This window comes from Mesorhizobium sp. CA12 (assembly GCF_020165255.1).
Classification (GTDB): domain Bacteria; phylum Pseudomonadota; class Alphaproteobacteria; order Rhizobiales; family Rhizobiaceae; genus Mesorhizobium.
Window position 1 is genome coordinate 13,593 of sequence record NZ_JAIUHT010000005.1, and the last position, 25,254, is coordinate 38,846.

At 57.4% G+C, this 25,254-nt stretch carries 19 protein-coding genes; 5 read left to right on the top strand and 14 right to left on the bottom strand.

The window, feature by feature from the left end:
* Positions 1-2 precede the first annotated feature (2 nt).
* The 6 genes from LB520_RS10475 to LB520_RS10500 are packed head-to-tail and all read right to left on the bottom strand — an operon-like array spanning position 3 to position 6,172.
* Positions 3-1,265: a polysaccharide biosynthesis/export family protein gene (locus LB520_RS10475; protein ID WP_224637446.1), complete on the bottom strand. Its 1,263-nt coding sequence runs from the start codon at positions 1,263-1,265 to the stop codon at positions 3-5.
* A gap of 15 nt (positions 1,266-1,280) precedes the next feature.
* The gene (locus LB520_RS10480) at positions 1,281-2,492 is read right to left on the bottom strand and encodes a hypothetical protein (protein WP_224630747.1); all 1,212 of its coding nucleotides are present in this window, start codon (positions 2,490-2,492) and stop codon (positions 1,281-1,283) included.
* 26 nt (positions 2,493-2,518) lie between these two features.
* Positions 2,519-3,523, bottom strand: coding sequence for an SDR family NAD(P)-dependent oxidoreductase (locus LB520_RS10485; RefSeq protein ID WP_140839031.1), 1,005 nt, complete (start codon positions 3,521-3,523; stop codon positions 2,519-2,521).
* A 53-nt stretch (positions 3,524-3,576) separates the two neighbouring features.
* The gene (locus LB520_RS10490; RefSeq protein ID WP_224637447.1) at positions 3,577-4,266 is read right to left on the bottom strand and encodes a sugar transferase; all 690 of its coding nucleotides are present in this window, start codon (positions 4,264-4,266) and stop codon (positions 3,577-3,579) included.
* Positions 4,263-5,399, bottom strand: coding sequence for a DegT/DnrJ/EryC1/StrS family aminotransferase (locus tag LB520_RS10495; protein WP_095768667.1), 1,137 nt, complete (start codon positions 5,397-5,399; stop codon positions 4,263-4,265). Before LB520_RS10495 ends, LB520_RS10490 begins: the two co-directional genes overlap by 4 nt.
* A 50-nt stretch (positions 5,400-5,449) precedes the next feature.
* On the bottom strand, positions 5,450-6,172 hold the full coding sequence (locus LB520_RS10500; RefSeq protein WP_095768666.1) for an NDP-sugar synthase: 723 nt from the start codon (positions 6,170-6,172) through the stop codon (positions 5,450-5,452).
* 643 nt (positions 6,173-6,815) lie between these two features.
* On the opposite strand from LB520_RS10500, the gene LB520_RS10505 reads away from it, so the two are divergent.
* A complete protein-coding gene (locus tag LB520_RS10505; protein WP_095768696.1) occupies positions 6,816-7,487 on the top strand; it encodes a LuxR C-terminal-related transcriptional regulator in 672 nt (223 codons plus the stop codon).
* Here the strand turns inward: LB520_RS10505 and LB520_RS10510 are convergent.
* Positions 7,484-9,163: a PAS domain S-box protein gene (locus tag LB520_RS10510; RefSeq protein WP_224548584.1), complete on the bottom strand. Its 1,680-nt coding sequence runs from the start codon at positions 9,161-9,163 to the stop codon at positions 7,484-7,486. The two genes, LB520_RS10505 and LB520_RS10510, sit on opposite strands and share 4 nt — an antisense overlap.
* A gap of 324 nt (positions 9,164-9,487) precedes the next feature.
* On the opposite strand from LB520_RS10510, the gene LB520_RS10515 reads away from it, so the two are divergent.
* Positions 9,488-10,171, top strand: a complete 684-nt coding sequence (locus LB520_RS10515; protein ID WP_095768664.1) for a helix-turn-helix transcriptional regulator — start codon at positions 9,488-9,490, stop codon at positions 10,169-10,171.
* 241 nt (positions 10,172-10,412) lie between these two features.
* A complete protein-coding gene (locus tag LB520_RS10520) occupies positions 10,413-11,480 on the top strand; it encodes an NAD-dependent epimerase/dehydratase family protein (protein ID WP_140839506.1) in 1,068 nt (355 codons plus the stop codon).
* Between the two features lie 273 nt (positions 11,481-11,753).
* Here LB520_RS10520 and LB520_RS10525 read toward each other — a convergent pair whose 3' ends face one another.
* The 5 genes from LB520_RS10525 to LB520_RS10545 are packed head-to-tail and all read right to left on the bottom strand — an operon-like array spanning position 11,754 to position 20,677.
* Entirely contained in the window at positions 11,754-13,979 is a 2,226-nt protein-coding gene (locus tag LB520_RS10525; RefSeq protein ID WP_224637448.1) for a lipopolysaccharide biosynthesis protein, read from the bottom strand.
* A gap of 28 nt (positions 13,980-14,007) precedes the next feature.
* Positions 14,008-16,221 (bottom strand): GumC family protein, encoded by a 2,214-nt coding sequence (locus LB520_RS10530; RefSeq protein ID WP_224637449.1) that lies wholly within the window; start codon positions 16,219-16,221, stop codon positions 14,008-14,010.
* 1 nt (position 16,222) lies between these two features.
* Complete coding sequence (gene asnB, locus LB520_RS10535) at positions 16,223-18,217, bottom strand: asparagine synthase (glutamine-hydrolyzing) (protein WP_224637450.1); 1,995 nt, start codon at positions 18,215-18,217, stop codon at positions 16,223-16,225.
* Position 18,218: 1 nt separating this feature from the next.
* Positions 18,219-19,472, bottom strand: a complete 1,254-nt coding sequence (locus LB520_RS10540; RefSeq protein ID WP_224637451.1) for an O-antigen ligase family protein — start codon at positions 19,470-19,472, stop codon at positions 18,219-18,221.
* Entirely contained in the window at positions 19,469-20,677 is a 1,209-nt protein-coding gene (locus LB520_RS10545; protein WP_224637452.1) for a glycosyltransferase family 4 protein, read from the bottom strand. The genes LB520_RS10540 and LB520_RS10545 overlap by 4 nt, the downstream gene beginning before the upstream one ends.
* A gap of 823 nt (positions 20,678-21,500) precedes the next feature.
* Here LB520_RS10545 and LB520_RS10550 point away from each other — a divergent pair.
* Positions 21,501-22,970, top strand: a complete 1,470-nt coding sequence (locus LB520_RS10550; protein ID WP_224637453.1) for a calcium-binding protein — start codon at positions 21,501-21,503, stop codon at positions 22,968-22,970.
* A gap of 134 nt (positions 22,971-23,104) precedes the next feature.
* Here the strand turns inward: LB520_RS10550 and LB520_RS10555 are convergent, their stop codons facing one another.
* Positions 23,105-23,464 carry a hypothetical protein gene (locus LB520_RS10555; RefSeq protein WP_224637454.1) on the bottom strand — a complete coding sequence of 120 codons (360 nt, stop codon included), beginning with the start codon at positions 23,462-23,464 and terminating at the stop codon, positions 23,105-23,107.
* Between LB520_RS10555 and LB520_RS10560 the strand changes: the two genes are divergently transcribed.
* Complete coding sequence (locus LB520_RS10560; RefSeq protein WP_224637455.1) at positions 23,463-24,272, top strand: hypothetical protein; 810 nt, start codon at positions 23,463-23,465, stop codon at positions 24,270-24,272. The genes LB520_RS10555 and LB520_RS10560 overlap by 2 nt on opposite strands.
* 185 nt (positions 24,273-24,457) lie before the next feature.
* Here the strand turns inward: LB520_RS10560 and LB520_RS10565 are convergent, their stop codons facing one another.
* On the bottom strand, positions 24,458-24,829 hold the full coding sequence (locus LB520_RS10565) for a hypothetical protein (protein WP_224637456.1): 372 nt from the start codon (positions 24,827-24,829) through the stop codon (positions 24,458-24,460).
* Between the last annotated feature and the right edge of the window lie 425 nt (positions 24,830-25,254).

Consider the following 25,254-nt stretch of genomic DNA (forward strand, 5'->3'; position numbering starts at 1 on the left):
CCCTACTGGCTTGCTGCACGTCCCAGATCGCTGCTGAACCTCACCTCGATCGTATCTCCCGGAAGCACTTCTGAATCTTCTTCGACGAGTTGTTTGCGCCATTCTTCACCAATCTTGCGCACGATGGTGATCTGGGTCTGAATGGCTTCTCCGCTTACCGGCAGCGGCAGAGCGGACGCGCCAGCGGGTTGTAATTTCTGGCTGGTGGCGTGGAGCCTTGCGGTGGTGTCGGCAAGACGGACATCGGTATCTTTCAACTCGGTCAGCAAGCCGATCCTTCGCAGGTTTTCATTGCGCTCGCGTTGCCTGAGATAATCTTCCTGCTGGCGTCGCGCCCGCATGAGCTCGACCGATGTCTGAAGCTGCCCATTGGAAGAGAGAAGCGCGGAACGCCTAACGTCAGACAGCCTGGCGTTGGTCAGATTGCCTGCTTGAAACAATTTCGTCACCCGAGCCAAGTCATCCTCATCCGCCTTGACTCCGTCGCTCTCGACCTGCTGGCGCTTGGTCAGAACGTCGATCTGCGCCGCGGCATCCTTTGCGCCCTGATCAACGTAGCTTTGCTCCTGCTGGAAGTTATCGAGAGAGATCTTCAGCGCCTCTCCCTCGGCGTCGGCAATGGCCGAGCTGAAGGCGGCAGACAATGGTGACCCTTGGGGGGGCTTGGTATCGAAACTTGGCTGATCCTGCAGTTCGGCGCGAATGCGAGCGCTGTGGAAATAGTCTCGGGTGTATTCCCCCCAAAGCGATTCATAGTCGCGCTGCAGATCAACCGGGTCAGGACCGGTCTGATTTACGCGTGAGCGCAAAAGGCTGAGACCGCCAGACACCGCAATCGCCTGTCTCACCGTCATGAGAGGCCGATATGCCTGCTGGCCGGGAGTGAGCACCTCGCCAGTCACGTAGATCGGACGATATTCCGCGACTATCGCGGTCACATCGCCAGGTTGGACAACGATCATCTGCTCTCGCCCATCGGGCAAACGCTGCTGAAATATCTTGGTCGGCAAGATCGTTTCCATGCGGGCCTGCAGCTCGGCAGGCGTCAGACCGCCGATGGATATCTTCCCGACTTGGGGAAGCGCGATCGTACCGTCCATCTGGATTACCGCACGTTGAGTTCGTTCCGGTATCGAAGAGATTCCTATTTCGACGATGTCGCCGGGGGAGAGATGGTAGGCTGGCCGGTCGTCCGCCGCGGAGGCAGCATCAACCGCAGCCAGCACACCTATCGCTGCAAGAAGATTTCGGTTCATGAATGCCATCGGTGACATCTCCATTCAGTTCGACTTCGCCTCTTCCGACCAGTCGACGCGGGTGACGAAGTCATAAACAGGTCCGCCGGGCACACCCCAGTTGCTGGACCAGATTACCTGCGAGCCATCGGGCGATGGCGAGGCATGGGTCTCGCTGCGGTAGTCGAAATCAACGCTGCGCGTTTGCGCTATGCGCCGAACCTCTCCGCTGCCATCGAGGCGCAGCGCGATAACCTCTCGTGCATAGGGCGCCATTTCCGGACGGGCCGAAACCACATTCGGGTCGCCGCCGTAGCTCAGGAACACCCAGCCAGGTTTGTTCAAAGCACGCAGAGAAGCATGCGAGGCCTCGCCGTATTTCATAAGCGAAGTTACTTTCCCGTCAGACAGCCGGCGTTTGATCACCTGATAGCTGTCCGGATAGGATTTGCTGATGCCGACGTAGATCTCGCTCCCATCGGCGTCGACCGTCATGTCGCCATGCCCCGGCCGATGATGCTCTGTCCACTGCTGGCCTGGAGCGCCGTCGATCGAAAAAATAAACGACTGTTCGGTGCCGTCCGCCAGTGCCTGGATGCAAAGAATATTTTCGCCCAGAGGAGAGATCGAACAGTTCTCATTGACCCCAGCAAGCCGCCCAAGTGCGATATCGGCAAACTTGCTATGCTGCTTGAGATCGTACGCGAAGACGACCTCGGCACCGTCCGATCGAAGTGCACGCACTGCCAGGCGATTACCGTCTCGGCTCGGGTTACCTTTGCCTGGTCCGAAGTGCAGATCCCGATAGTCCTTTGAATCGAACAGCACATCCTCGTGATTGGTCCGCGGCGCCCAGGTCGATATTCGCTGGCCTCGAACGCAGATCATCAGATCCGCATTTTGGGGATGCCACTCACATTCCCCCGATCGATCGCGCATCAGCAGCGGTAGGAATGTGCGTCCGTCGAAAAAGCACATCCCGTTGCAGCCGTTGGTTATAACGAGAAGGCTCTGGTCCGCATTCCAGGCTTGGGCGCTGGAATAACGGTGGCTGCAATAATCTTTTATACACGCGACCCCATTTCCAAGCGGCCCGGATTTTGTGATCCGGGTGAATGTTTCCCCAAACGCGGGATCGACCGTAGGACGCAGATAGTCGGGCAACTGCATCGCCGGCGTCGCAACAAAGTGCGTTGACGTATTGCCCGCCTGGCTTGCGGCAGCATGCGGACCAAGGCACGCGACAGCGAAGATCATCGACAACGCATGTCGGCGACGACAAGTCATGTCATGTAGCCCATTTCCCGGCGCACCCGCCCCTCGCTGAGACGCGCTTTCCACCATGATATGGTGCGCTCCAACCCATCTCGCAGATTGGTACGGGCTCGCCACCCGGTCTGCGTTTCGAATTGCGTCGAGTCTGCAAGCAACGCGCGAACCTCGGAGTTCTGTGGGCGCAAGCGGCTTTCATCTCGATAGACAGGCTTCTTCGATCCGCTCAACTCGACCACCAGGTCCAGGACTTCCGCGATCGTCGCGGCACGCTGGCTTCCGGCATTGTAGGCATGGCCGAATTTGAGTTCCGCCACGCCTGCGGTCAGGAATGCTGCCGCCGTGTCTTCAACAAAGGTTAGATCGCGGATAGGGCTCGTATCCCCGACCATGATAGCCGAACAGTTCTTGTCGAGGGCCTGCCTGATTATGGTCGGCACTATCGCCCTCTCGCTCTGGCGTGGGCCGTAGGTATTGAATGGCCGCAGAGTTACGACGGGAACGTCAAATGACCTGGCGTAGGCTTCGGCCATCATGTCGGCACCGATCTTCGATGCCGAATATGGAGACTGGCCCTGCAGCGGATGAGATTCCTTGATAGGCATGGTCAGCGCCGTGCCGTAAACCTCGCTGGTCGAGGTGTGCACGACGCGTTCGGTGTCCCACTGACGCGCTGCCTCGAGAACATTCATCGTGCCCATGACATTGGTTTCCACGTATGACTGGGCAGCCGCATACGAATATGGAATCGCGATGAGAGCAGCCAGATGAAAAACCACAGCTTGGCCGCGCATGATCCTGTTCAGGAACGCGCTGTCGCGCACGTCGCCACGCACGGATTTCAGGTGGGCTCGGATGTTGTCCGGCAAATCGTCAAGCCAGCCGTGACTGTCGAACGAATTGTAGAGCGCCAATGCTGTGACATCCGCTCCATTGCGGACCAGCGCCTCGGTGAGATGCGATCCGATAAATCCATCGGCGCCCGTGACCAGTACCTTTTTGCCTTTGTAGTCCATGACCAATCGTCCCTCTTGCCATGTCCACTCTGACGGTGACACTCACCGGAGTGTCAGCCCGAATGCGCTTTAGTCGCGATCGGCGACGGCGGTACCCGGCCGACAACGGCTAGAAAACCGCGAGCCATCCAGACGGCGTCAGCCACCAGAGTTCGCTGCGGATAATAGGAAAGGTCGATCCTGGCCTTGGCGGGAAACAGGGTCTCGCGATAGTACTGCACCGGATCCGTGAACTTCGGATAGAAATTCGCTTCGTTGCGGAAGAGAACCTGGCTCGGACCGAGTAACCCAGGCTTGTACTGCAAAACAGCCTCGGCGCCGCCGTGGAAACAGTCGGCGAACGCCAGGCTCTCCGGCCGCGGTCCAATGATTGCCATGTCGCCTATGATTACATTCCACAGTTGCGGCAATTCATCGAACTTTGTCGCGGCGAGCACGCGCCCTATCGTTGTCATGCGCTTGTCGTCGGCGACCGTCAGCGCGAGGCCGTGGGGATCGCATCGCACATCGAACTTGCGGAACTTGTACATGCGAAAAGGCTGAGCCCCGGCGCCCAGGCGGGTTTGTGCAAACAAAACCGGCCTACCGCCCTCGGCCAGAAGGGCGATGGCGATCAGCAGCATCAGTGGCGCAAACAAGACCGCAGCAACGCTCGCAATGGCAATGTCGATCAAACGCCGCACAGACCCATGGGCCGAGACTGCAACGTAGTGTCGGTGGAGGGATTGATCTGTCGCATTCATGCGGCCGTTCCTGCTTTGGTACAGCCGTTCACCGCAGTTGCCAGAGCCTCCACAACCGCTTCGACCACCGCTGAGGTCATCTGCGGGTGAAGTGGAATCGTCAGCTCCCGCTGAGCAAAGTCTTCTGTTCGCGGCAATTGGGTCCCGGGAAAAAGCTCGCGGTACAACGTCATCCGGTGCACGGGCGGATAGTGGATCGTTGTTTGGATTCCCTGGTTGCGCAGTTCGTCGATAACGGCTTGCCTGTCGGCGTATCGCGGTAAAAGTATCGGCATGATGTGGTGCGCCGACCTCCGCGATTCACTGAATGGTACGATTATTGCCGGGCAGTGCATTGCAATGAGTCGCCGATAAAGGACGACGAGGATACGCCTTACTTCGTTCCATTCTTGCAGGTTTCCTAACTGGACAAGTCCGATTGCGGCCCGCATCTCGTCCATACGATAATTGAACCCAAGCATGGTGACGTCATACTGCGGCGTGCGGCTGTTCAGCCGCTGGTGTGTGCCGGTGGTCATCCCGTGCCCGCGCGCTTGGCGAATCCTTTCCAGCAGTTCATGGTCTTGGGCGATTACGGCGCCGCCCTCGGCGGTTGTCATGTTCTTGTTGCCGTAGAAGCTGAAGGCCGCGGCAACGCCGAAGGTCCCTACTTCTCTCAAGCCAGGAGCATGCGCCGCGTCTTCAATGATGTGCAGTCCCCGAACACGAGCGAACCTTTGCCATTGTTCTCGATTGGCCAGATACCCGGCGAAGTGAACGAGAATAATGGCCTTCGTTCGCGGCGTGCATCGAGCCTCGGCTTCTGCAAGCGACATCAACGGCAAGTCGGCTGACTCAATATCGACAAAGACGGGAGTTGCACCGACATAGAGCACTGAGTTCGCGGTCGCCACGAAAGTTAGCGACGGAACCAGCACCTCATCGCCCGGACCAATGCCAAGTCCGTGCAAAATTAGATGAAGCGCCGCAGTACAGGAACTCACCGCAACGCAATCGTCCGCGCCATGCATGCGGGCAAACGACTCTTCGAACAATCGAACCTGCTCGCCCATGGTCAACCAGCTGCTATCAATGACCTTTGATAGAGCCGCCTTCTCCGGAACACCCAAAATCGGGGCACTGACCAAGAGCATGGTGACCTCACTCCCAAATCATCATTCGTGTTTGAGTTTCTCGCCGTTTGTCAGGCAGCCGCTGCCGCGACTTCGATCGAAGCCGACTGCTCTTCCCAGGAAATGGCTTGAGCATTCTGGAAATCGTCGACGCGGCCGATATCGAGCCAGAGTCCCTCATGCTTGTAGACATGGACGACCGTGCCCTGCTGCATCATCTGCAGCATCAGGTCGTCGAATCCGAATGGAATGCCGGAGGGAATAAAACTCAGAACATCCGGATTCATGCAGTAGATGCCCATGCTAACGAGATGAGAAAGCGTCGGCTTCTCGCGGAACATCTGCACTGCATTGTCGACTTCGTCGATGACGCCGAAATCCATCTTGATAAGACGGTTTGCGGTAGCGATGGTCACCGGATCCTTGTGCTTGCGGTGGGCAGCTGTGAATCGGCTGAGGCTAAGATCGGTGAGAACGTCGCCGTTCAGCACGATAAAGGGTTCGGTTAGTTCATCTCGGATAAGCGACAGTGGCCCGATGGTGCCCAGCGGCTCCATCTCCTGAGTGTACCGTATTTTCAGGTTCCATTGCGAACCATCACCGCACACGCTGCGGATGAGATGGCCGAGATACCCGGTCGTGATGTAGACCTCTTCAATGCCATTGCGTCGCAGCCACTTGAGAAGCAGCTCGAGCACCGGCCGGGCACCAATTGGCATCAGCGGCTTCGGCAACACCGACGTAAAGGGACGAAGTCGTGTTCCCATCCCACCGCATTGAATAACCGCTTTCATCCGATCCTCCATAGTTCAACGCCGCTTCAATGGTTGGTGCCTGGGTAGACGTGTTCAGACCTCTTCCGACTATGGGTCGGATAGAAAAGTCGCCACGTGTCCGTCCCGAGCATCTTATGAAGAACGGTAAGTTAGCGTTCGAAGGATGTCGTCGTGCAATCGAATGGCACCAATCCATTGCCTCCGCAGGTTCAGCGACTAGGCCGGTCCGCCCTGTCCGCCGCGAGGCACGATGGCGCCGAATATGCCGACCTGCATCTGCAAAATTGCTTAGCCACGAGACCTTCAAATGCCCCAGTGCGGACCTCAGAAGCCACCTGCTGGAATTTACGTCTCGCTACCGCTCAAACAGCTGATGTCACATGGAATTTGGTAGTTGGCCATAGACGCGCCTGATCGCGATGTTGGCTTTCTGACAAGGGCAGAAACGGTGCGATTCAAGCCGGTTGAAGGTTCCTCGGAAAAAAAAAGAGATTTTTCCGCCATAGAGGAATATATTAGCAATACGGCGCGCAAGTGGTGCGGATTTCTGGGCGTTCGACGAGTGGTTGGCCACCGCCAAGGCCATTCCCCGATTGATCGTTTAGCCGCATTAGGCGTTTCAGGGCCCGCTTTGTAGGGCCTGCGTTGGGGTGGAATGCAAATGTATCGAGTCGTCATTGCGGACGATCACGGTCTGTATCGTCGTGGGCTGAGTTTGGCGCTCAAGGCCGAGCTCCCGGAACTGGAAATATTCGAAGCTGGATGTTTTGATGCCGCTGCCAGTGTCCTGGCTCAGCGGGACATCCATCTTGCCATTCTGGATCTGAACATGCCGGGACTGTTCAACCAGCAAGTGCTCGGCGACGTTTTGTCAGCGTATCCGGACACCCGTTTTGCAATCGTTTCCGGCAATGATTCACGAGCGGAAATATTGAAAGCGCTGTCGATCGGGCTGCACGGCTACATCGTGAAATCTCAGACGGACCAAGAAGTGGTGTCGGCAGTGCGCGAGATTCTGGCAGGCCGCATCTATGTGCCGGCGCTGTTGTCTCGACCTTCCGGGGGACCCGGCTCACACGCACCCCAATCGGCGAGGGCATGGACCCAACGGCGGATGGGAGCGGCCAGCCTTAGCAAGCTGACTTCAAGGCAACGTGACGTGCTCAAGCTGATGGCGGAAGGCTTTTCAAACAAGGAGATAGCTCGCGATTTGGACATTTCCGAAGCAACGACAAAAATTCACGCCGCTGCGGTAATGCGTGAGCTGGGAGTACGCAACCGCACCGAGGCAGCCGTCGCGCTACAAAACTGGCGTTCGAAATATATCGACTAGGGCGCGATTTCACGTCGAGACAGCCGCAGCGAGTATCGTAGACCGCCTTCAAATATTTCCAGCTTCGAGGCATGGCCGATAAGCGGCGCGGTGTTGACGCCCAATATCATCGAACCAATGCCATGGCCGATGTTCTTGGCCTTCCTGCGTCTTCCCGATTCTATCCAATCGAAGACGACGTCATCGCTTTCTCCACTATCGGCCCATCTAACCTCAAGGCGCCCTCGGGAACCGCCAAGCGCGCCGTGTTTGACAGAGTTCGTCGTAAGCTCGTGAACAACCATTGCGAAGGTTTCGGCAGCGCCGCTTGACATCATGACGTCAGGGCCATGGGTCTTTATCTTTCGCGTTTCCATGTAGGGCAACAGTTCCTGGACCACGAGATCCCGGAGCAATACCGAACTGTCGGTGCGACCGGAGATCATCATATGCGTGACTTCAAGCGCTCGTATCCGATCGATTAGGTCCTCCTTGAACTTCATGACATTGTTCGCCGGAGCACCAACCATTTTGACCAGCGCTATCACGACCGCGAAAAGATTGCTGAATCGATGGCGCTGTTCGATCAAAATACGGTCCCGTCTCCTGACCGTGGCACGCAAAAGCGTGGTCTGCCGACGTTCAGTCAGGTCAGCTGCTATCCCGATCAGCAGCTGCTGATCATGATACCGCTCCTCCCGTCCGCGCAGAGCGACCCAACGAATAGGTCCATCCGGACGTCGCACCCTTATCTCAACGTCGTAATTCGTGGTCGCGCCGGATTCTTTGGGGAGTGCAAGCTTTGGCCAGTCCGCGGGATAGACGACTGCAGCTAGCTCGTCTATCGGCCGACTGGTGGCGCGCGGCAGGCCTAAGATTTCCCAAAATTTGTCGGAACCCGTGACGACGCCGCTTTTGAGGTCGACTTGCCAGGTTCCCAACCGCCCCGCCGAAAGCGCCAGATCAAGCCGTTCCTTCTGAACCCGGATCGCTTCGCGCGCCGTCCGTCGTTCCGAGATGTCATCGACAACGATGATCGCGCTCTCTGAAAGGAGGCCGTCGGAACGGTACGACGATAGGTTCAGGCGAGCCCAGAATGTGGACCCGTCCTTCTTCTTCAATCGGGCTTCCATATCGAATGGCATCGCGGACTTGCCTTGATCGGCAAGCGCTTCAACAACGCTATCGCGATCATCGGGATGAACAAGCTGCGCAAGCGGAAATTGAGCAAGCTCGGCTTCGGTATATCCCGTCAGCTCACAAAGACGTTTGTTGGATTGCAGAAGCTCGCCTTTTTCATTCGTGTTCGCAAAGCCGAGGGCCGCACGCTCGAACACCGAACGGAAGCGGCTCTCGGTGGCCTCGACGGCGGCCAGTCGGGTTTCGGCGACCTTCAGGGCCTCGCTAAGGTCCTGCCGCAAGCGGTGGAACATGAAGGCGATCATGAAGCCGGAAACCAGGAGAAAGATTGCTCGCGGCCAGTCCTCTGCGGGAATCGAACCGCGCAGAAGTCGTTCGGCCCCGAGGCTGGCGGCGACTGTCACGAGAGTTGCAATGATCGCACCGCGACGGCCAACAAGATATGCAGCGACAATTATAGCTGGAATAGATGATATGAAGGTTGCTTCAGTTTCCGTCTGAATTAAGTTTGTTATTACGAATATTAGCGTGAAAACTAGCACCAGCATGGAAGCCATGTGAGCTAGCGAGATGCCCTTCAAGGCCGAAACCGTTCTACGCAGATGCAGCCCCATACCTCACAGACTACAACTTTCGGATTAGTCCGTCGAGCCTAGAACTCCACCGCCTGATCTAATACCACTGCCGGATTGCGGCCCTCAAATCCAAGCTTACTATCATTTACGAAGAGCGTCCGGTTCGCCTGGACTCTTTGTAAGAGAGCATGAAGAAACCGATGCAAGCCTCTGAGATCAAAGATTTTTGGCAGAGAAATCTGTCTTGGAGTCAAGCGTAACGATTGGAGATCTTAGCGGTTTTCGGCCAACAGGGGTGGGAAGGCAATGTCTTTCATTGATAGGCACAACGATACCGTTGCGAATAAGCGCCATATTGAATTGAGCACTGCTTACGGCAGTGTCGCTCGCCTGGCACGCTACACGTCGGACAGGCAGGGCACAGCATGCGCGTCAAAGCGTCGGAGCCTGGAATCCGTCACCGGCATGCTGGACCGCATTGGCTGTGGCTTCCTGGTCCTCAATCGCGAGAAAAAGGTGGTGGAGTGGAACATTGCCGCTCAAAGCACCTTTGAACGACAGGGTGAGACGGCCGGCACGGCTCCGGAGCTTACGGCTGCGCTGAGGCGGCTGGTCGCGAACGTTCCAACCAACTTCCTGCCAGGTTCGTTGTCATGGGTGGTGATCCGCACCACTGACGATCGGCCGGTGATACTCAATGAGGGCGGAGTGATCGCGCCCGACGGAACAAGTATCGTCGCGTTGTTAGACCGGGAGACCCGGTCCTCGGCTAATCCGCAGACATTGCAAAAGATGTTCGGCCTCACGAGCGCTGAAACTCAGCTTGCCATGAGGTTAGCTCAAGGGGACGCACCATTGGAAATCGCCCGCAGCTGGCATCTCAGCCGCACCACGATCCGGTCCCAGCTTGCCTCGCTTTTTGCCAAAACAGAAACCAAGCGCCAGGGTGAGCTGGTAGCTCTGCTCGGACGAATTTCCGTATTGCCGTGATAGTGCCGCCTCGACCGCGAGGCGGCGCGTGTCCGGTATGTTGGTTTGGCATTGCGTCTGTGCGAGCGCGTTCCTGCCTGATCCAGATATAAGCCGACGATCTCGATGCAAAAATTTCGAAGCGGGGCAATTCGTCATGGCCGGACATAATTCCAAGACCGCGGGCATGCTTGACGCACAACCTGACAAATCCAGTTCAACAGGAACGAAAGCCGGTCGATCCAGTCCGGACATGGCGGTTATGCAGCTGGCACGAAAAGGTCCTGTTGTAGTCACCGGCGCCGCAGGCTTTATCGGGTTTCATGTGGCATCGCGGCTTTTGCGTCACGGTGCGCGGGTCATAGGCGTGGATAATTTCACGCCCTACTACGATCTAAAGCTCAAGGAAGCGCGTTTTGCGCACCTCTGCGCCGAGCCAGGTTTCACTCCAATGCGTATGGATCTGGCGGATCGATTGTTGGTGCAAGCTTTGTTCTCCGACTTTCAACCGCAATATGTCGTCCACTTGGCTGCCCAGGCGGGCGTTCGTTACTCTCTTGTCGACCCGCATGCCTATGTTCAGTCCAACATCGTGGCGTTTCTCAATGTTCTAGAGGGTTGCCGGCACTTCGATATCAAGCATCTGGTCTACGCTTCGTCCAGTTCGGTTTACGGCGCCAACCAAACCATACCTTTTTCCGAACATGGCGGCGCTAACCATCCAATAAGCTTCTATGCCGCCACCAAGCGCTCGAATGAAGCCATGGCGCATTCCTATAGTCATCTATTTCGCTTGCCGGTGACAGGATTGCGGTTCTTCACCGTCTACGGACCATGGGGCAGGCCCGACATGGCTGTCTACGCGTTTACCCACGCCATCGCCGAGGGACGCGTGATCGAGGTGTCCAATGCCGGCCGTGTCTGGCGAGATTTTACCTACATCGACGATATCGTCGAAGGGGTGGTTCGAATACTCGCAACGCCACCGTGTGCCGACCAGAATTGGGACGGTCACGCGGCTGATCCAGCCACCAGCTCAGCCCCATATCGCCTGTACAACATTGGCAATGACCGGCCAGAGGAGATCAATAGGCTAATCGCGATTATAGAGACAGCCGTAGGTCGCAAAGCTCTCAGGAGGGATGTGCCTTTGCCTCCAGGTGATGTTCTCGAGACGCGCGCCGATGTAGGCGATCTTCGCCGGGCCGTAGACTTCGCGCCGGCGACCACGCTCCAGGATGGCGTTGCCCGTTTCGTCGAATGGTATCGACACTTTCATGGAAGCGCGACGGACCCTGAGACGGAGCAACAAACGCTCGTGTCAGCGTAGATTGCCGGCAGTTCGCGCTGCTCACTCAGACCCGCGCGATCGGCTCACTGGCGTCGCCTGGCTCTGTCGGCGCCCTGTTCACATCCCTCTCAACGCGCTCGCCTCGCTGATCGGCAAGAACGAGGCATTCTCTGCGTCTCTTTTCGTTCGGCGTTTCATCGAGACGCCGATACGCAAGCCAGCCAATCCGTGCGTACCTTGATGCCTGCGCTAGAATGGATCACATCGCGCCAGCCGGGGTCTGTCGTCGGTCACCAATCCCAGAGCATCGAGTCAGCGCAAGAACCAAGTCCGCTGGGTGCTTTCGACCGTGCGGCTGTTAAAGGACGTGATCGCGTAGATCAGTCCGGGCGTGATCTTCAGTCGCTTGCGAATATAAATCGCCATGGCCACGTTCCAGACGACCAGGGCAAGCGCAAGCCCTATTGCTGCGCCCAGCGGACCGTAGATCTCTACTCCTATGGCACAGCCGACGACACCAAAAGCTGCCCCGAGGATCATCGTCACAGCGGCCGCCCATTCGTTTCCGGTCATGGTCAAGAGATTGAGCTGCGGTCCGCACAGGGCCACGAATACGTAGCCGAGCATCAGCACCCGCGCGATCGGTGCTCCAGTTCCGAAATCCTCACCGAACCAGCTTAAAAGCGGCCGAACAATCAAGAGCAACGGGATTGCCATTGCTATTGCGGCACCGGAGGAAAGCAGGGCAGCTCGTGAAAACAGCTCTTGCAAACCTCTTCGGTCGTTTTTTGCGTAAAGCGTAGCTGCCGTCGGCGAGAACATTGTAGAGACGGCCACCAACGAGAGACCGACAAGCAACGCGACATTGAGCCCCAGGGCGAAAATGCCTGCGTCGCGTATGTGGCCGGTCCAGCCGAGCACCATTACCCCCGCCCTGTTGATGAAGACGTCAAGACCCGCCATCAGCATGATAGGGGGGACCGCCGACCACCAATCCTTGGATGCATCGGCAGGTTCAGCATGTCGTAAACCCGGCGGCTGAAATCTTGCCAACAGGACAAAGACGAATGCGACTGTTACGGCCGAACTCGTCAGCACCGCTTGCATGACCAACGGTGCATTCAGAGTCCACGAACCGGACAAGGCGGCGGCACTTAGCAATGTGAGCAGCAGTCCATCACGCACAATGCGTTCTGGCAGAAGGGCAGAAACACCGCCGCCGAAGGCACGGATGAGAGCCGCGCCCAAGGCTGAAGTCGTGACCAGCGGAACGGCGGCCATACCCAAGAGCTGGCTGATCTCAAGTTCCCTGTTGTGTGAGGACGAAGACAGAAAGATGTAGGTCGCCCCTGCCAAGCCGAATAGAGACGCCACTGCCAACGAGCGTTGAAAGGCAAATCTGATTATGCCGTGGGCCAGGTCCAGGCGCCCCTGGGCCCTATAGGCAGATACGAAGCGCAACAACGATACGTTGAAGCCAAGGGTTGCGAGATATGCGAGCACCGATGTGGTTGAAAGGACGTAGGAGTAGATACCATAGCTGGTAGAGCCTACGATACGAGCAATCAGCAATTGCGCCAGGCTGGTTAGACCTGCCCCGGTCACATAGATCATGAGCGCAAAAACGGTGGCATAGCCCAGGCTACGGTTTATTTCTTGCTTCCCGAGCGTTACCGCATCGCTTCCAGCTGCGGAATTTACGGGGTTCTGTATTGTTATGGTATCCACGCCGTCATCAAGGTAGGCATTGTCTACCGTCAGCGGCTGCGATGAGTGGACAACTTGATGTCGGTACATGGGAGTGACCTGATCGCGGGCCATCTTGAAGGCGATCTTGCGGCTGACGAGTTCAACGCTTTTCGACAACGATCGGTCGTCGAGGGTTTCAACGGAGATTGTTTTCCTGTCGGTTGCCACAAGGATGTCGTTGATATTTTGAAACACTCCGAAAGCTCGCATGCTCGCTTCGAAATCCGCATCGAGAATGCGTTCGGCCGGAGCCGCTTGCATCATCCGCTCCCGCAACCGCGCCTCGGCTGCTGCACGAGGCAATACCACTCGCAAGGTAAAATCCGCGGTAGGAGTGACCTTCAGCGCTCTTGCAATCGCAACGTTGTCGACGCACCCGTGAAAAATCGACAGTGAAGCAACAGCCTGCACGTATCCCTGGTCGAATATTGTAATCTCTCTGCACTGTCGCGCTTGGTCCCAACGATTGGAAAGGTTTATGATTTTTTGCCAGACCCGAGCTCGCCAAATAAATTTCCTTGGCTCAATCGCCTTTAGCATCGACGACGATATCGACAGATATTTTATCAAATCCGACGTATAGAAGAACAGCTTTGCAGTTGAAAATATTGCAGAAAATACTCTATAGATGAACATAAATATCCCGAGATCTACACTTCTTGACCTTCTACTTGCTTTGTGACTGAAGACCACCTTCGTAGCGTAGCCCTGCCCACGCAACGATTTGGCAAGCGCATGGGCAAAGACTGCTTTACCAGCACCAGGCGGTCCAAAGAGTTCGATAATCATTTCTCGCGACCCAGTGGGCTTGAGGGCTTTATCGTTTTCCGAACAGCAGAAGATCGCCACTGTCCCCAAAATGATATTTGGCGTGCTGCTTGAGATTTACTCCAGTGAGAGCAATCCCTACCGGAGCGGATCTCGAACCATCAGGCTGCAGCGATTCCAGAATACCGCGCGCGACACTGCGCGGTGTCTTGGCCCACCGGACAGCAAAGATAACGGCATCTGCCCAACCGCTGAGCAGTCGGGATTCCGGACCGTGCAACCCTGGCGGCCCGTTGAGAATGACGAGATTGTACACGGCGCCCAGCTTGTCCGCGAAGTGTCGCGGCACATCGACGTCGACCAACAGCTTCAAAAGATCGTCCGAAACTATGGGTGCGGCCATGAAATCGATGCCGATACCGGGCATGCTCACAACAGCCTCGTCTAACTCGCAGCGGCCCCTCACATAATCCGCAAACGACTTATGCGGCTTGGAAATGCTGAATTCGCGCACAAAGTCGTTGGTCAGTTGCTTATCCTGCGGGTCAAGATCGATGAACAGGACATTGCTGCCCAGGCGTGTGGCCGAGAGCGCCAAGCTCCATGCCAGCTCTGTTTTCCCATCACCTTTATCGCTGGAAGTGACGAGCACCATCTGCGACGATCGTCCGGGGGCCGGTTCGGGTGCCACATTGATCAATAGGGACAATGCAGCGCGGCCGTAGGCGGAATTTTTCTGGCTTAGAGTGAGGGTCTGCAAGCGCTTCGCACTCGCTCTTGATGTCCTGGGCAATAGCCCAACGGAAGGGAAGCCGAGCACTGCTTCTGCCTCAGCCTCACCGCGCATTGTACGGCTCATGCGATTTTTCAAGAGAACCAAGACGCCCCCGATGAGGCCGAATACGACCATACCCGGCGGGATAAGGAAGATCGGTGAAAGGCTCTTCGGGTTGCTCGGTGGCCATGCCGCCGAAATTATCGAAACTCCCGCAGACGGAACCGCGATGCGGTTCCTCAAATCCTGTTGCCTGTTCAGAAGATCATTGTACCGCTGCGTCAATATGGTGACTGCCGGCTCCAATGCGTGAAGCCCGGAAAGCCTGCCTGCCGTGTCGGCTACGACCGCGTCAAGCACATTCTTGCGCGCCTCCAGAGCGGAAACCTGCGCGCGATAGATGTCGGCTTCCGACTTGATGCGTTCGATGCTCTGTTCGATTTCGCGCTTGACCGCAACATTCAGATCCGCATCGGCCGCGGCGCCGCCCTGCCGGGCTATTAGATCGCTCAGCGTCGGCGATCCGATTGCGCTCGCAAGCGTGGCCTTCGTGGCACCGGACCGTTGCAATTCTTGAATATGCTGAACACGGGCCTCGGCTGTGGAGAGGTTTGCGCGAGACAATGACAGTTGCTGATTAAGCTCGGCCGTGTCGCGGACAGCATTGTCAACGGCACCCTGGTCGACAGTCCCGTGACTTAGCCGGTATTTTTCAAGGCGGTCGGTGGCTTGCGCGAGATCGGACTGCACGCCAGGCAGCGCAGCAACGACGGATTCGAGCTCCAACCTATCAGCGGCCTGAGCAGTCCGCGCGAGATCCTGGACATACACTTGCGCGAATGTGTTGGCCACGAATGCCGCCCGGACGGGATCCGGATCGGTAAAGCCGATGGTAATGACTCGCGATCGCAGTTCCTGCCCGACCCTGACGTAGCGCCTCAACGCCTTCAGCCTCGCAGCCTCCCTGCCCTCTGGGGTCATGTCAGCGTGATCCGGCCAAATCCCGGCCAAGAATGCACCTGCAAACGATTGCGATTCGGCTGGGGAAGCGGCGTTTTGCGCCGCGGCGCCATTGAGGTTGGCCTGCCGATCGGGCGTTGCCTTGTAAATTGCGTCTATTACCCGACGCAGATGAGATTGCGAGGCCAGCATCGTCAGATGGTTGTCAATGCTGGTATCGAGCATATCCTGACCGCCCGTCGGCTGAGGAGTGCTTCTGGTCGGATTGTCGACGATGATTTGCGTGGTGGCCTCATACAGCGCCGGCCGGGCGAAGCCGGCTAGACCCGCAACCGCACCGCCCAAAACGACCATTGCGACCAAAAACCATTTGCGCGCCGCCAAGGTAACCAACAATTGGCCGAAAGGGGTCAGGTCTTCTCGAGGGTCACGTAGCGGACGCCGCATGCGCGGATTGGGCTCTCGCACTTCGACGCGCATCTCTGTGGCGCGCGGTAGCTTTGTTCGCCTAGCTATCGAACCTTCCATTTTAAACTCCCGTCATTTCAAGCATGCGCGACTGTCTCGTGGGCACTGGAAGCCGGTTGGCGTCGGCGCGCCATGCCAGGAACATCAATGTTGCCCAAAGATCCCGGGAATGATCCCGCTTTCCGTTGACATGATCGCGCCAGCACGTCTGGACCTTATCGATGTCCAGAAGCCCATCTCCTGACTGGCGCATGTCGGCGAACAGGTCACTCGCCCATGCACGCAACGGTCCTGTCAACCAGACCGCAATCGGAACATCGAAGCCCTGCTTAGGCCTATCTATCAGCCGCCGGGGAACGTAGCGATGCAACAACTGTCGAAGCAGCCACTTGCCTCGTCCATGGCGGACCATTGCATCCGGTGGCAGCCGCCAGGCGAATTCAACGACGCGATGGTCGAGCAGCGGGCAGCGGCCTTCCAGCCCGTTCGCCATGCTGGCGCGGTCCAGCTTCACCAGGATGTCGCCGGGCAGATATCCTGCCATATCGTTGTAGAGGAGCCGGGACAGCAAATCGTCGAGTCGCGGAGTTCGCCGAGTTGACGCCCGGTGGCCAAATCGGGTCAGGCTTGTCGTCGATGACCCTGTCAGACGCTGGTACAGTTCTTCCTGGTCCGAAGCGGCGAGCAATTGAGCCAATCGCTCCAGCCGATCACCGCGCAACGCATGGCCGAAGAGCGCTGAAAGTGGCAGCCTGCCAAAAAAATCGTAACGGGTGGCGCGCGCCACAAGCCCGATGCTTGCGGCAAGTGAACCACGCAGCGACGAAGGCAACCGACGACGCCGATTTGCTTGCGCCGCCATCAGATGCCGAGCGTAACCGGCGAAACATTCATCGCCTCCGTCGCCCGTCAGCGCTACAGTGACGTGCTGGCGAGCAAGTCGCGCCACCAGCAGAGTGGGGATCTGCGATTCGTCGGCGAACGGCTCGTCCCAGGCACTGGGCAATTCCGGAATGACATCGCGCGCGGAAGCAGGGGAAAGGTGCAGCTCTGTATGATCGCTGCCTATGTACTGAGCGACCGCAGCAGCATGAGGAGCTTCATCGAATCCGTGCTCCCCGAAGGCGATCGTAAAAGTGCGAATAGATTTTCGGGATTGGACCTGCATTAGCGCGGCTACGGTCGAGCTATCTACGCCGCCCGACAGGAAGGCGCCGAGCGGCACATCCGCGCACATGCGCTCTCGAACAGAAAGCCGAAGCAGCCGATCGAGTTCATTCGTCAAATCTTCGTCGCTGCCGACGATCGGGTCTTGCCGGCCCTTCGTTGCGACGTCTGCCAACGACCACCAGAATCGAACTTTGTTTCGAACGGTTCCCGTACGGCGCGCTTTTGCGAAATCCGCTGCAGTTAAGGATAGGGCCGATCCCGGCGGCAATTTGAAAACGCCGCGCCAGATACAACTGTCGTCCGGCACCCAACCTTGCGACAGCATAGCCCTTACGGCGCTGGGATTGAGTTCTGGACGGAAATCCGGGAAACACCGAATGGCCTTGAGTTCGGAGCCAAAAACCAGGGCATGGCGGGTCGGGGCGACGTAGATCGGCTTTTCCCCCATCCGGTCGCGGGCCAGATGAAGAGCTCTCGTTTTTGCGTCCCACAATCCGAACGCGAACATGCCGACAAATCGCTTAAGCGCAGCTTCGAGCCCCCACTGCTCCACGGCCCCAAGCACAACTTCCGTATCGCATGTTCCGCGAAAGCTGTGGCCGGCATCCTCAAGCTCTCGGCGCAAGTCCCGAAAATTGTATATCTCGCCATTGAAGGTGATCACGTACCGGCCGCTGTCCGAGCGCATGGGCTGGGCGCCGGTTTCCGACAAATCCACGACTGCCAGGCGGCTGTGGCCGAAAGCGATACCAGCCTCCACATCTTTCCAGAAGCTTTCGCCGTCGGGCCCTCTGTGACGGAGGGCTGTTGTCATCTGCGCTATAGCTGCGAGCGGCCTTGTGCTGGGCGAGTCTGGCGCAAGAAGGATCCCGGCGATTCCGCACATATCAACGGCTCCTCGCTCCTGCAGTTGCCGCGATAAACTTGGGCTGCCCGGCTACGAGGCAAAGTGTGATCGAGAACCAAACGATCGGGTGGCGAATGACCAAATGCGGGAAGCCGAAGATGCCGATCGACAACGCAAGTGCCACCAGAGCGTCGAGCTTTGCACGCCAGGCAGAGATGGCCGCGAGGCCAAGGATCCATAACAGGGCGAGAACCGCTAGAATGCCTCCTTGAGTATACAAGTCCAGTAGCGTGCTGTGAGCCTCGAAAGGCAGGTCGATAAACTCCTTGGTCACGACAGATCTGTCGACATGTGGTCCCGGGCCGAGGCCCAGCGAAGCTGACCCCAACCCCTTGCCCAGAGCATTGGTCCAGATATTGATGCGCAGATTGGCTGTCTCGGCTGTCGCCTCACCACCCTCGCCTTTGGTCAGGCTCTTGGCGAAATTTTCAACAGTGCTCGTTTCCGCAAGCACATAGGGTGTTGCGGAGATTGCAAGAGGGACCAAAGCAAGCAACAGCAAAAGGCTGATTTGACGACCAAGAGTGACCCTTCCGCCAACCGCGACCCATCTCCGGACGCGCAACATCAGGAAAACCAAACCGGTTATCACTATTGTCAATAGATAGGTATCGCTCTTAGTCAATCGTCCGACGTATACTATGAGAACAATGCTTACTATGCCAAATGTCCTGGCTATCATATTACTTGTTGTCATTGAAAGGTATAGTGCAAGGGGACCGAACAGCGCGCAATAAAGTGCCAGTTGATTTGGGTTGTCCGACCATCCTGTGAACCTGTCCCAAAACCAAGGGTTCACTCCGGACTGGTGGAGTAAGCCGAATCCAAGCGCCAGCTGGAAAACAAAACACGCGTTCGCAATGACGATCACCCACCACGCGGTGCGACGCAGATGGCGATCCGCCTGAGGATCAGCCGCAAGCAGACATGTAACGAATGCCAGCAACAGATAGGCAATCATGTCGTGAACCGGCGCGTCCATGTACTGAACGCTCGTAAGCATGCCGACAATCATGCCTAGCCCGAGAGCGAATGCCATGATCCCCCAGAGGGCGGCAAAAATCGACAGGGCCGGCGTGGCTTCAAGTCGACCACCGGCAAGTACGCGGCCAATCGAAATCAGTATCCAAACCGCCAGCAACAATTCGCTGATTCCGAACGGCGCGCCTGGAATTTCGAGTTGCGATGCATAAGCCATTGCAACGCCGCCGGCCAACAGGACGTCTCGGATCATTGGCGCACCTCGCCCAACGGACCAAATGCGGCATTCTTTTCGGTCTGCGAGGCCTGAACTGAGGCGCCAACGGCTTTGGCATCAAGAATATGCCGGTAAAGATCGCAATACTGGGCGACCACCAGCGGCAGCGCGAAATGCTGCTTGACGAATTCGATGGAACGAGCGCCCATGGCCGCCCCGGTGGGGCGGTCTGCCAAGACTTGATTTATCCTGGAAGCAAATGCCTCGGCATCGCCAGGCGGAACCAGGTATCCGTTCCAACCGGGCTGGACCACTTCGTTGCAACCCGGCATATCTGACGCCACGATAGGCAGCCCAGCCAATCCCGCCTCGAGCAGGACGCGTGGCACTCCCTCCCGATATTGTGTCGGAAAGGCAAACAAATCCGCCATGCCAAGAAGGGCAGGAACATCGCGCCGTGGACCCAGGACAATGACATGAGGGGAATGGCGTTCGATTTCCGATTTGTCGACGGCGAACGGCCCCTCGGATTCCCATGGACCAACAAGCACGAAACGCGCATTCGGCCTTTTTTCAAGAACGCGGGGTACTGCCTTAAGCAGCGTTGGGATGCCCTTCTCGCGCGTCAGCCGGCCGACAAAAATGATCACTTCAGCCGATGACAGCCCAAGCTGCTCGCGCATCGCCTGCGATGACGGAGCGCTCTGTCTTGCCCTGATAAAGCCATCGATGTCGATGCCGGAACTGCAGATCAGGCGACCAGTCCCGCGCCCGATGAGCCGGTAGCGCTCGAAGAACGCCTTGTCATCACGATTTTGGAAAACCGTGGCAGCCGTCCAGCGCGACGAAAGCCACTGCAGCCCCGAGAAGATCGGGCGCAGCGCCATGGCCCTCGGCTCACGGGAAGAAAACGTCCAGCCAAGACCATTGATGGTGCGGATGACCGGAACGGCCCCCCTTATCGCCAACGGCGTCAAGAGATTAGGCTTGGTATCAAAGCTCTGTACAATGTCCGGGCGCAGGTCCGAGATCAGTTTTCTGATCGTCCTTACGGCGCCTCCACTCCCACTGGAAAATCGGTCGAAGCCGTAGCGACGATGCGGAATGTCGTGCTGCGAGAATGCTGTATCCGGACCGCTCGACACCGCAGTGACTTGGAAGCCCTTCTGACGCAGCGACAGCAAAAACGGAATCCTGAAGGCGTGGTCCTCGCCTCCAACACACACAAGATGCGGATTCATGCTGTCTCCCCCGACCGCCCGTCTGACTTGGGTCGCGTGCACTGGTCAGCATTTCTTCGTGCTTCCATGATCCTGGTTCGCTACTCAGATACATGTTTTGCGCCAAGGTTCACGGTACGGGCAGGCTTGCCCAATGTCCTCGTCCGTTTGAATGAGCGGACCGATCTCGGGGTGCGCGCGGCTGCGTCGGAGCGCGAATTGAATGTCCATTTCGGCGAGGGGATTCGAGGCTCGGCTGCCTCTGAGCCGGTGACAAGGCCTCAGCTTGAATTGCGTCGGTTCAACCGTTCCTCAAGTCCAAGTTCGGCGAACGCGGTTGATCGCAGAACCCCGGATCTGACGAGCTATCGACGAAGATACGTTCCTAGCAAAATGCCTAGAGGAAGAGAGCACTCAAGCGAAGTGTCCTTCGCTCGAAAAAAGGGAGTGCCTCGCACTGGGCACACCCGAGAAAATTTCAAGTTTTCCCAAAAAACCGGGAATTGATCCTGACAACCGTTTCCTTATTGCTGTGTTCTGTGCCCAGCATCAATGATTCTACCGGTATCGGGTTGTTTTGGTTCCAGCAGCGTTTCGCTCGCCGCATCGTCGGTCTTTGTGGCCTGAAGGTTGAGTAACGGAATCGTGTTATCCCCGGCTAATTTGATGCATCATCGAACACCGAAATTCGATGCAAATCACTGTAAGATTAGGCGTTTTTGGTGCTGGTAAAGTACTCGATCAATCATTCTATCAACATATTTCCGTATTTGATTTGGCGCTAATGTACCCTCTCGGTTAGGCAGGGGGTGGGGCGCTTATCAATCAGAAGAAGGATGTTCGCATGGCTACCATGCATTACGCCTATGGCGCCCCCGCCTCCGGCGCCATAGCTAATGGCTTCAACTTGATCGACCTTCAGTACGCGTCATCGGTCAACGCGCTGCCTGACGGCACCAAGGCTTTGATATATCTCAACGAAAGCAGCGGGGTGACCCAGTCTTTCATAGACAAGGTGACGCCCCTCCTCGGCAATTCCAAGGTTTTTGGCTTTTATCTCACTGACGAGCCTGACCCCACGGGCAAATACCACACACAGGTCAGCGCTGCGAATCTGAAGGCTGAATCCGACTGGATTCACTCTCATTTCCCGGGTGCGAAAACTTTCATTACGCTGATGGACATGGGGTCGTTCACGGCCTCCGATTACACCAACACGTACAATCCCGCCAACACGGGGATCGACTATTACGGGCTCGATCCCTACCCCGTGCGCTCGACCGCGGTCGACTTCAACTACATCGACAGAGCCGTCGCTGCAGCGGAGAAGGCGGGCATTCCGCAGAGTGCGATCATTCCTGTGTTCCAGACGTTTGGCGGCGGCGGGTGGTCGACCAATACGGGCGGGTCTTATGTGATGCCTACCACCGCCCAGGAACAGACCATCATGGACCATTGGGCAAAGCTCGTCCCGTCGCCAGCCTTTGACATGGCCTATAAGTGGTCCTCGCAAAATGGCGAGACCTCGCTTGGCAACACGTCGTCGATGCAGGCGTTTTTCCTGGATCACAACACCCATACCAGCACCAGCACCAACACCAGTACTGGTAGTAGCACTGGCACCAGTAGCGGCACGACAACCCCACCTCCCGTCACGGCCCCGATCGCCGACATAAAAGGCACCAGCGGCAACGACGTTTTACGCCCGGCCGACAACGCCGCACACACGATGGCGGGCTATGGGGGCAATGACGACTTCTATGTCGACAATGCCGCCAGCAAGGTGGTCGAGGCCGCTGGCCAGGGCCAGGACAGGGTGTGGACGTCGGTGAGTTATGCGCTTGCTGCCGGCTCGTCGATTGAGGTCCTCGGTACCCAGAAGGATGCCGGCACGACGGCAATCAATTTGACCGGCAACGAACTGCGTCAGCACATCATCGGAAATGCCGGCGACAACGTCATAAAGAGCGGCGGCGGCGGCGATTGGCTGACCGGCAATGGCGGCCACGACACCTTCGTTTTCAACAGCACCCTCAGCAAGAGCAATGTTGCCACGGTTACCGACTTCAGCCCGTCTGTGGACAAGATCCACTTGGATGACGCCGTCTTCAAAGGGCTCAGCGTTGGGGCGCTCGCAAGCAGTGCTTTCTATACCGGTACCGCCGCTCACGACAGCACCGATCATATCGTCTACAACAGCACGACCGGAGCGCTCTACTTTGACAGTGACGGCGCAGGCGGCGCAGCTCAGATTCAGTTCGCCGCCCTTTCCCCGCATCTTGCGGTTACGGCGAGCTCGTTCGCTGTGGTCTAGGACGGGCATGCTCTGGCGGTCTAGCGCGTACCTGCCATAAGATCGCCGTCGATAGGAGCCTGCAAGCTCCGCAAAGCAGGCATTACCGGCGACAATGTTCGCCGGTAATGCCTACTCCACCGTCACCGACTTCGTCAGATTGCGCGACTGGTCGACGTCGGCGCCCATGAAGACGGCGCTGAAATAGCCAGCATCTGGATCTGCAGCGCATAGATGATTGCATGGATGCCACCACTATACTGGCTTGGCAGCAGCTCCGCCTCGAGGCTGGTCCATCGATCGAACAGATGAAGCCGAATTTTTCCGTACAGCCTAAAAAGGAGACCGGTGCGGGGCGATTTGGTGGATAGTTGGAGCATGCCGACGAGTTTAACGTGCGGGTATGGCGCAGCGGTTCGAGCCGCGCAATCCATCAGGTCGGAACCCGTCGCGCCAACAGCTTGGTCGCCAAAGTTCACACGCATCGGCAATCTGTGCATATCGACGTTGCTCATGATGCTGATCTGCAGCCAATCGGCGCTGTCTGCGAGTGGAAACGGCAAGACGCTTCACTACACCTCCGGTGGGCCGGGCGCTGCAATCGCGAGCGCGGGCTTCGACCTCGCCGATGTACAATCCGTAGAGCAACTCAATGCCTTGCCGCCAGGGATGAAGGGGCTGATATGGCTAAATGAATCCAGCGGCGTGACGCCACGCTTCATTGCCAAGGTGAAGCCATTTATCGGCAATCCGCGGCTGTTCGGTTTTCGCCTCTGCGATGAGCCGGACATCACCGGCAAATACCATTCCCCAGCAGTTAGTCCGGCGGCCCTGAAGGCCGAGACCGAGTGGATCAGAGCCAATGTCCCCGGGGCAGTTACATTTGTTACTTTGATGGACATGGGGTCTTTCGAAGCCCCCGCCTTCATGAATACCTTTAATCCCGCCAACACCGGGATTGATCTTTTTGGCCTGGATCCATATCCGGTCCGCGGCAAAGCTTTCGATTTGGACTTCATCGATCGAACGGTCGAGGCAGCCGTTGCCGCGGGCATCCCTCTCGACAGGATTGTGCCTGTATACCAGGCCTTCGGCGGCGGCAATTGGAAGACCCGTACCGGAGCGGCTGCGGACGTCTATGTACTGCCGACACCGGACCAGGCGAAGCAGATCTTCGCGCGCTGGGCCACCTACTCTCCGGCTCCTGTATTCGACTTTGCCTATGCCTGGGGTTCACAAAACGGAGACATCAAGCTAGGCAGCGCCAGCCCTGAGGCGCTCGAACTTCGCTTGGCGTTCAAAGCGCACAACACGGCGCCGTAGCAACTGCCGCGATCATTTTACCGAAGATACCCCAGCTGTGCAGAACGCAGATCCTCATTGCTGCGCATCAGCCATTCAACAGCTAGAGCAATTCCAGGAAAAGTGTGAGCGGTTTTCCGTCCGGAATTGCGTAAAAAACAAAGAGATAGGGCGTTCCGCCGTTTCCGTGAAAACGGTGAAACGCACTAGCCGAACAGACGATGAACTTGGCCGTTCAGCTGTATGCCGAGTCCTCGGCTGCGAAACTTATTGACGATTGACCTCTTCTCTTGCCAGCGACGCTTCTCAGCTTGGCGCCCGTGGAACCAAAGGACACCGCCAGCAAGAAAACAACATACGCCAATGCCGAATATAAAGAGAGGATCGCCCTGTTCGCCGCCACCAAAGAATATCGCCGAGACGATAAACACACCGCCCGCGAGCGCGCCGACCCAGGCTGCTATGCCGCATCTGGAAAGCCCATCGTGCTGGCCGCAAAGAAAGCGGTAGCGCTCAGCGAGGCGCGCTTCGTCTTCGCTCAGCTTTAGCGCGCAGTCTCCGTTGGCTTCATGCAGCATATTTTACCCCCTGCTTCCTTTGCATACGGGGTATCGGCGGCAAATGTTTCATTCAAGCGAGGGACAAGTTGCAATTTTTCGCACCGTTATGATGCCGTCGCGATGCAATGTGCAACAACTGGGTCAGGGTAATGCTGAGCGTGGCTGGGCCGCTCTACGGAAGTCGCGACAATCCGTATGGCACTTTGCTTGGCCGTGATTCAGGGGCGGTGTTATTGAGAGCGGTCGTTCATTCGCACGGCGGAGGCTCCATCGAGATTTGTTATAACAACATCAGCCGGCGCCCTGTATCTAGTCCGTGCCCCCGCCGGTCAGGCCCGGCCCGTGGGCTCCCCCGTTCTCGTGCCGGGCCGCTCGCTTATTGAGCAGCGAATACGCAACACCGGGCCGATTTCTCAGAGGTCGACCAGGCGCGGCGGTTCAAC

Excerpts from the sequence above, each read along its gene's own strand:
- LB520_RS10565 (WP_224637456.1), bottom strand. The coding sequence starts at position 24,829 with ATGCTGCATGAAGCCAACGGAGACTGCGCGCTAAAGCTGAGCGAAGAC.
- LB520_RS10510 (WP_224548584.1), bottom strand. The coding sequence starts at position 9,163 with ATGGCTTCCATGCTGGTGCTAGTTTTCACGCTAATATTCGTAATAACA.
- LB520_RS10475 (WP_224637446.1), bottom strand. The coding sequence starts at position 1,265 with ATGGCATTCATGAACCGAAATCTTCTTGCAGCGATAGGTGTGCTGGCT.
- LB520_RS10525 (WP_224637448.1), bottom strand. The coding sequence starts at position 13,979 with ATGATTATCGAACTCTTTGGACCGCCTGGTGCTGGTAAAGCAGTCTTT.
- LB520_RS10505 (WP_095768696.1), top strand. The coding sequence starts at position 6,816 with ATGTATCGAGTCGTCATTGCGGACGATCACGGTCTGTATCGTCGTGGG.
- LB520_RS10485 (WP_140839031.1), bottom strand. The coding sequence starts at position 3,523 with ATGGACTACAAAGGCAAAAAGGTACTGGTCACGGGCGCCGATGGATTT.
- LB520_RS10490 (WP_224637447.1), bottom strand. The coding sequence starts at position 4,266 with ATGAATGCGACAGATCAATCCCTCCACCGACACTACGTTGCAGTCTCG.
- asnB (WP_224637450.1), bottom strand. The coding sequence starts at position 18,217 with ATGTGCGGAATCGCCGGGATCCTTCTTGCGCCAGACTCGCCCAGCACA.
- LB520_RS10480 (WP_224630747.1), bottom strand. The coding sequence starts at position 2,492 with ATGATCTTCGCTGTCGCGTGCCTTGGTCCGCATGCTGCCGCAAGCCAG.
- LB520_RS10555 (WP_224637454.1), bottom strand. The coding sequence starts at position 23,464 with ATGAGCAACGTCGATATGCACAGATTGCCGATGCGTGTGAACTTTGGC.
- LB520_RS10530 (WP_224637449.1), bottom strand. The coding sequence starts at position 16,221 with ATGGAAGGTTCGATAGCTAGGCGAACAAAGCTACCGCGCGCCACAGAG.
- LB520_RS10500 (WP_095768666.1), bottom strand. The coding sequence starts at position 6,172 with ATGAAAGCGGTTATTCAATGCGGTGGGATGGGAACACGACTTCGTCCC.
- LB520_RS10545 (WP_224637452.1), bottom strand. The coding sequence starts at position 20,677 with ATGAATCCGCATCTTGTGTGTGTTGGAGGCGAGGACCACGCCTTCAGG.
- LB520_RS10515 (WP_095768664.1), top strand. The coding sequence starts at position 9,488 with ATGTCTTTCATTGATAGGCACAACGATACCGTTGCGAATAAGCGCCAT.
- LB520_RS10495 (WP_095768667.1), bottom strand. The coding sequence starts at position 5,399 with ATGCTCTTGGTCAGTGCCCCGATTTTGGGTGTTCCGGAGAAGGCGGCT.
- LB520_RS10520 (WP_140839506.1), top strand. The coding sequence starts at position 10,413 with ATGCAGCTGGCACGAAAAGGTCCTGTTGTAGTCACCGGCGCCGCAGGC.
- LB520_RS10550 (WP_224637453.1), top strand. The coding sequence starts at position 21,501 with ATGGCTACCATGCATTACGCCTATGGCGCCCCCGCCTCCGGCGCCATA.
- LB520_RS10560 (WP_224637455.1), top strand. The coding sequence starts at position 23,463 with ATGATGCTGATCTGCAGCCAATCGGCGCTGTCTGCGAGTGGAAACGGC.
- LB520_RS10540 (WP_224637451.1), bottom strand. The coding sequence starts at position 19,472 with ATGATCCGAGACGTCCTGTTGGCCGGCGGCGTTGCAATGGCTTATGCA.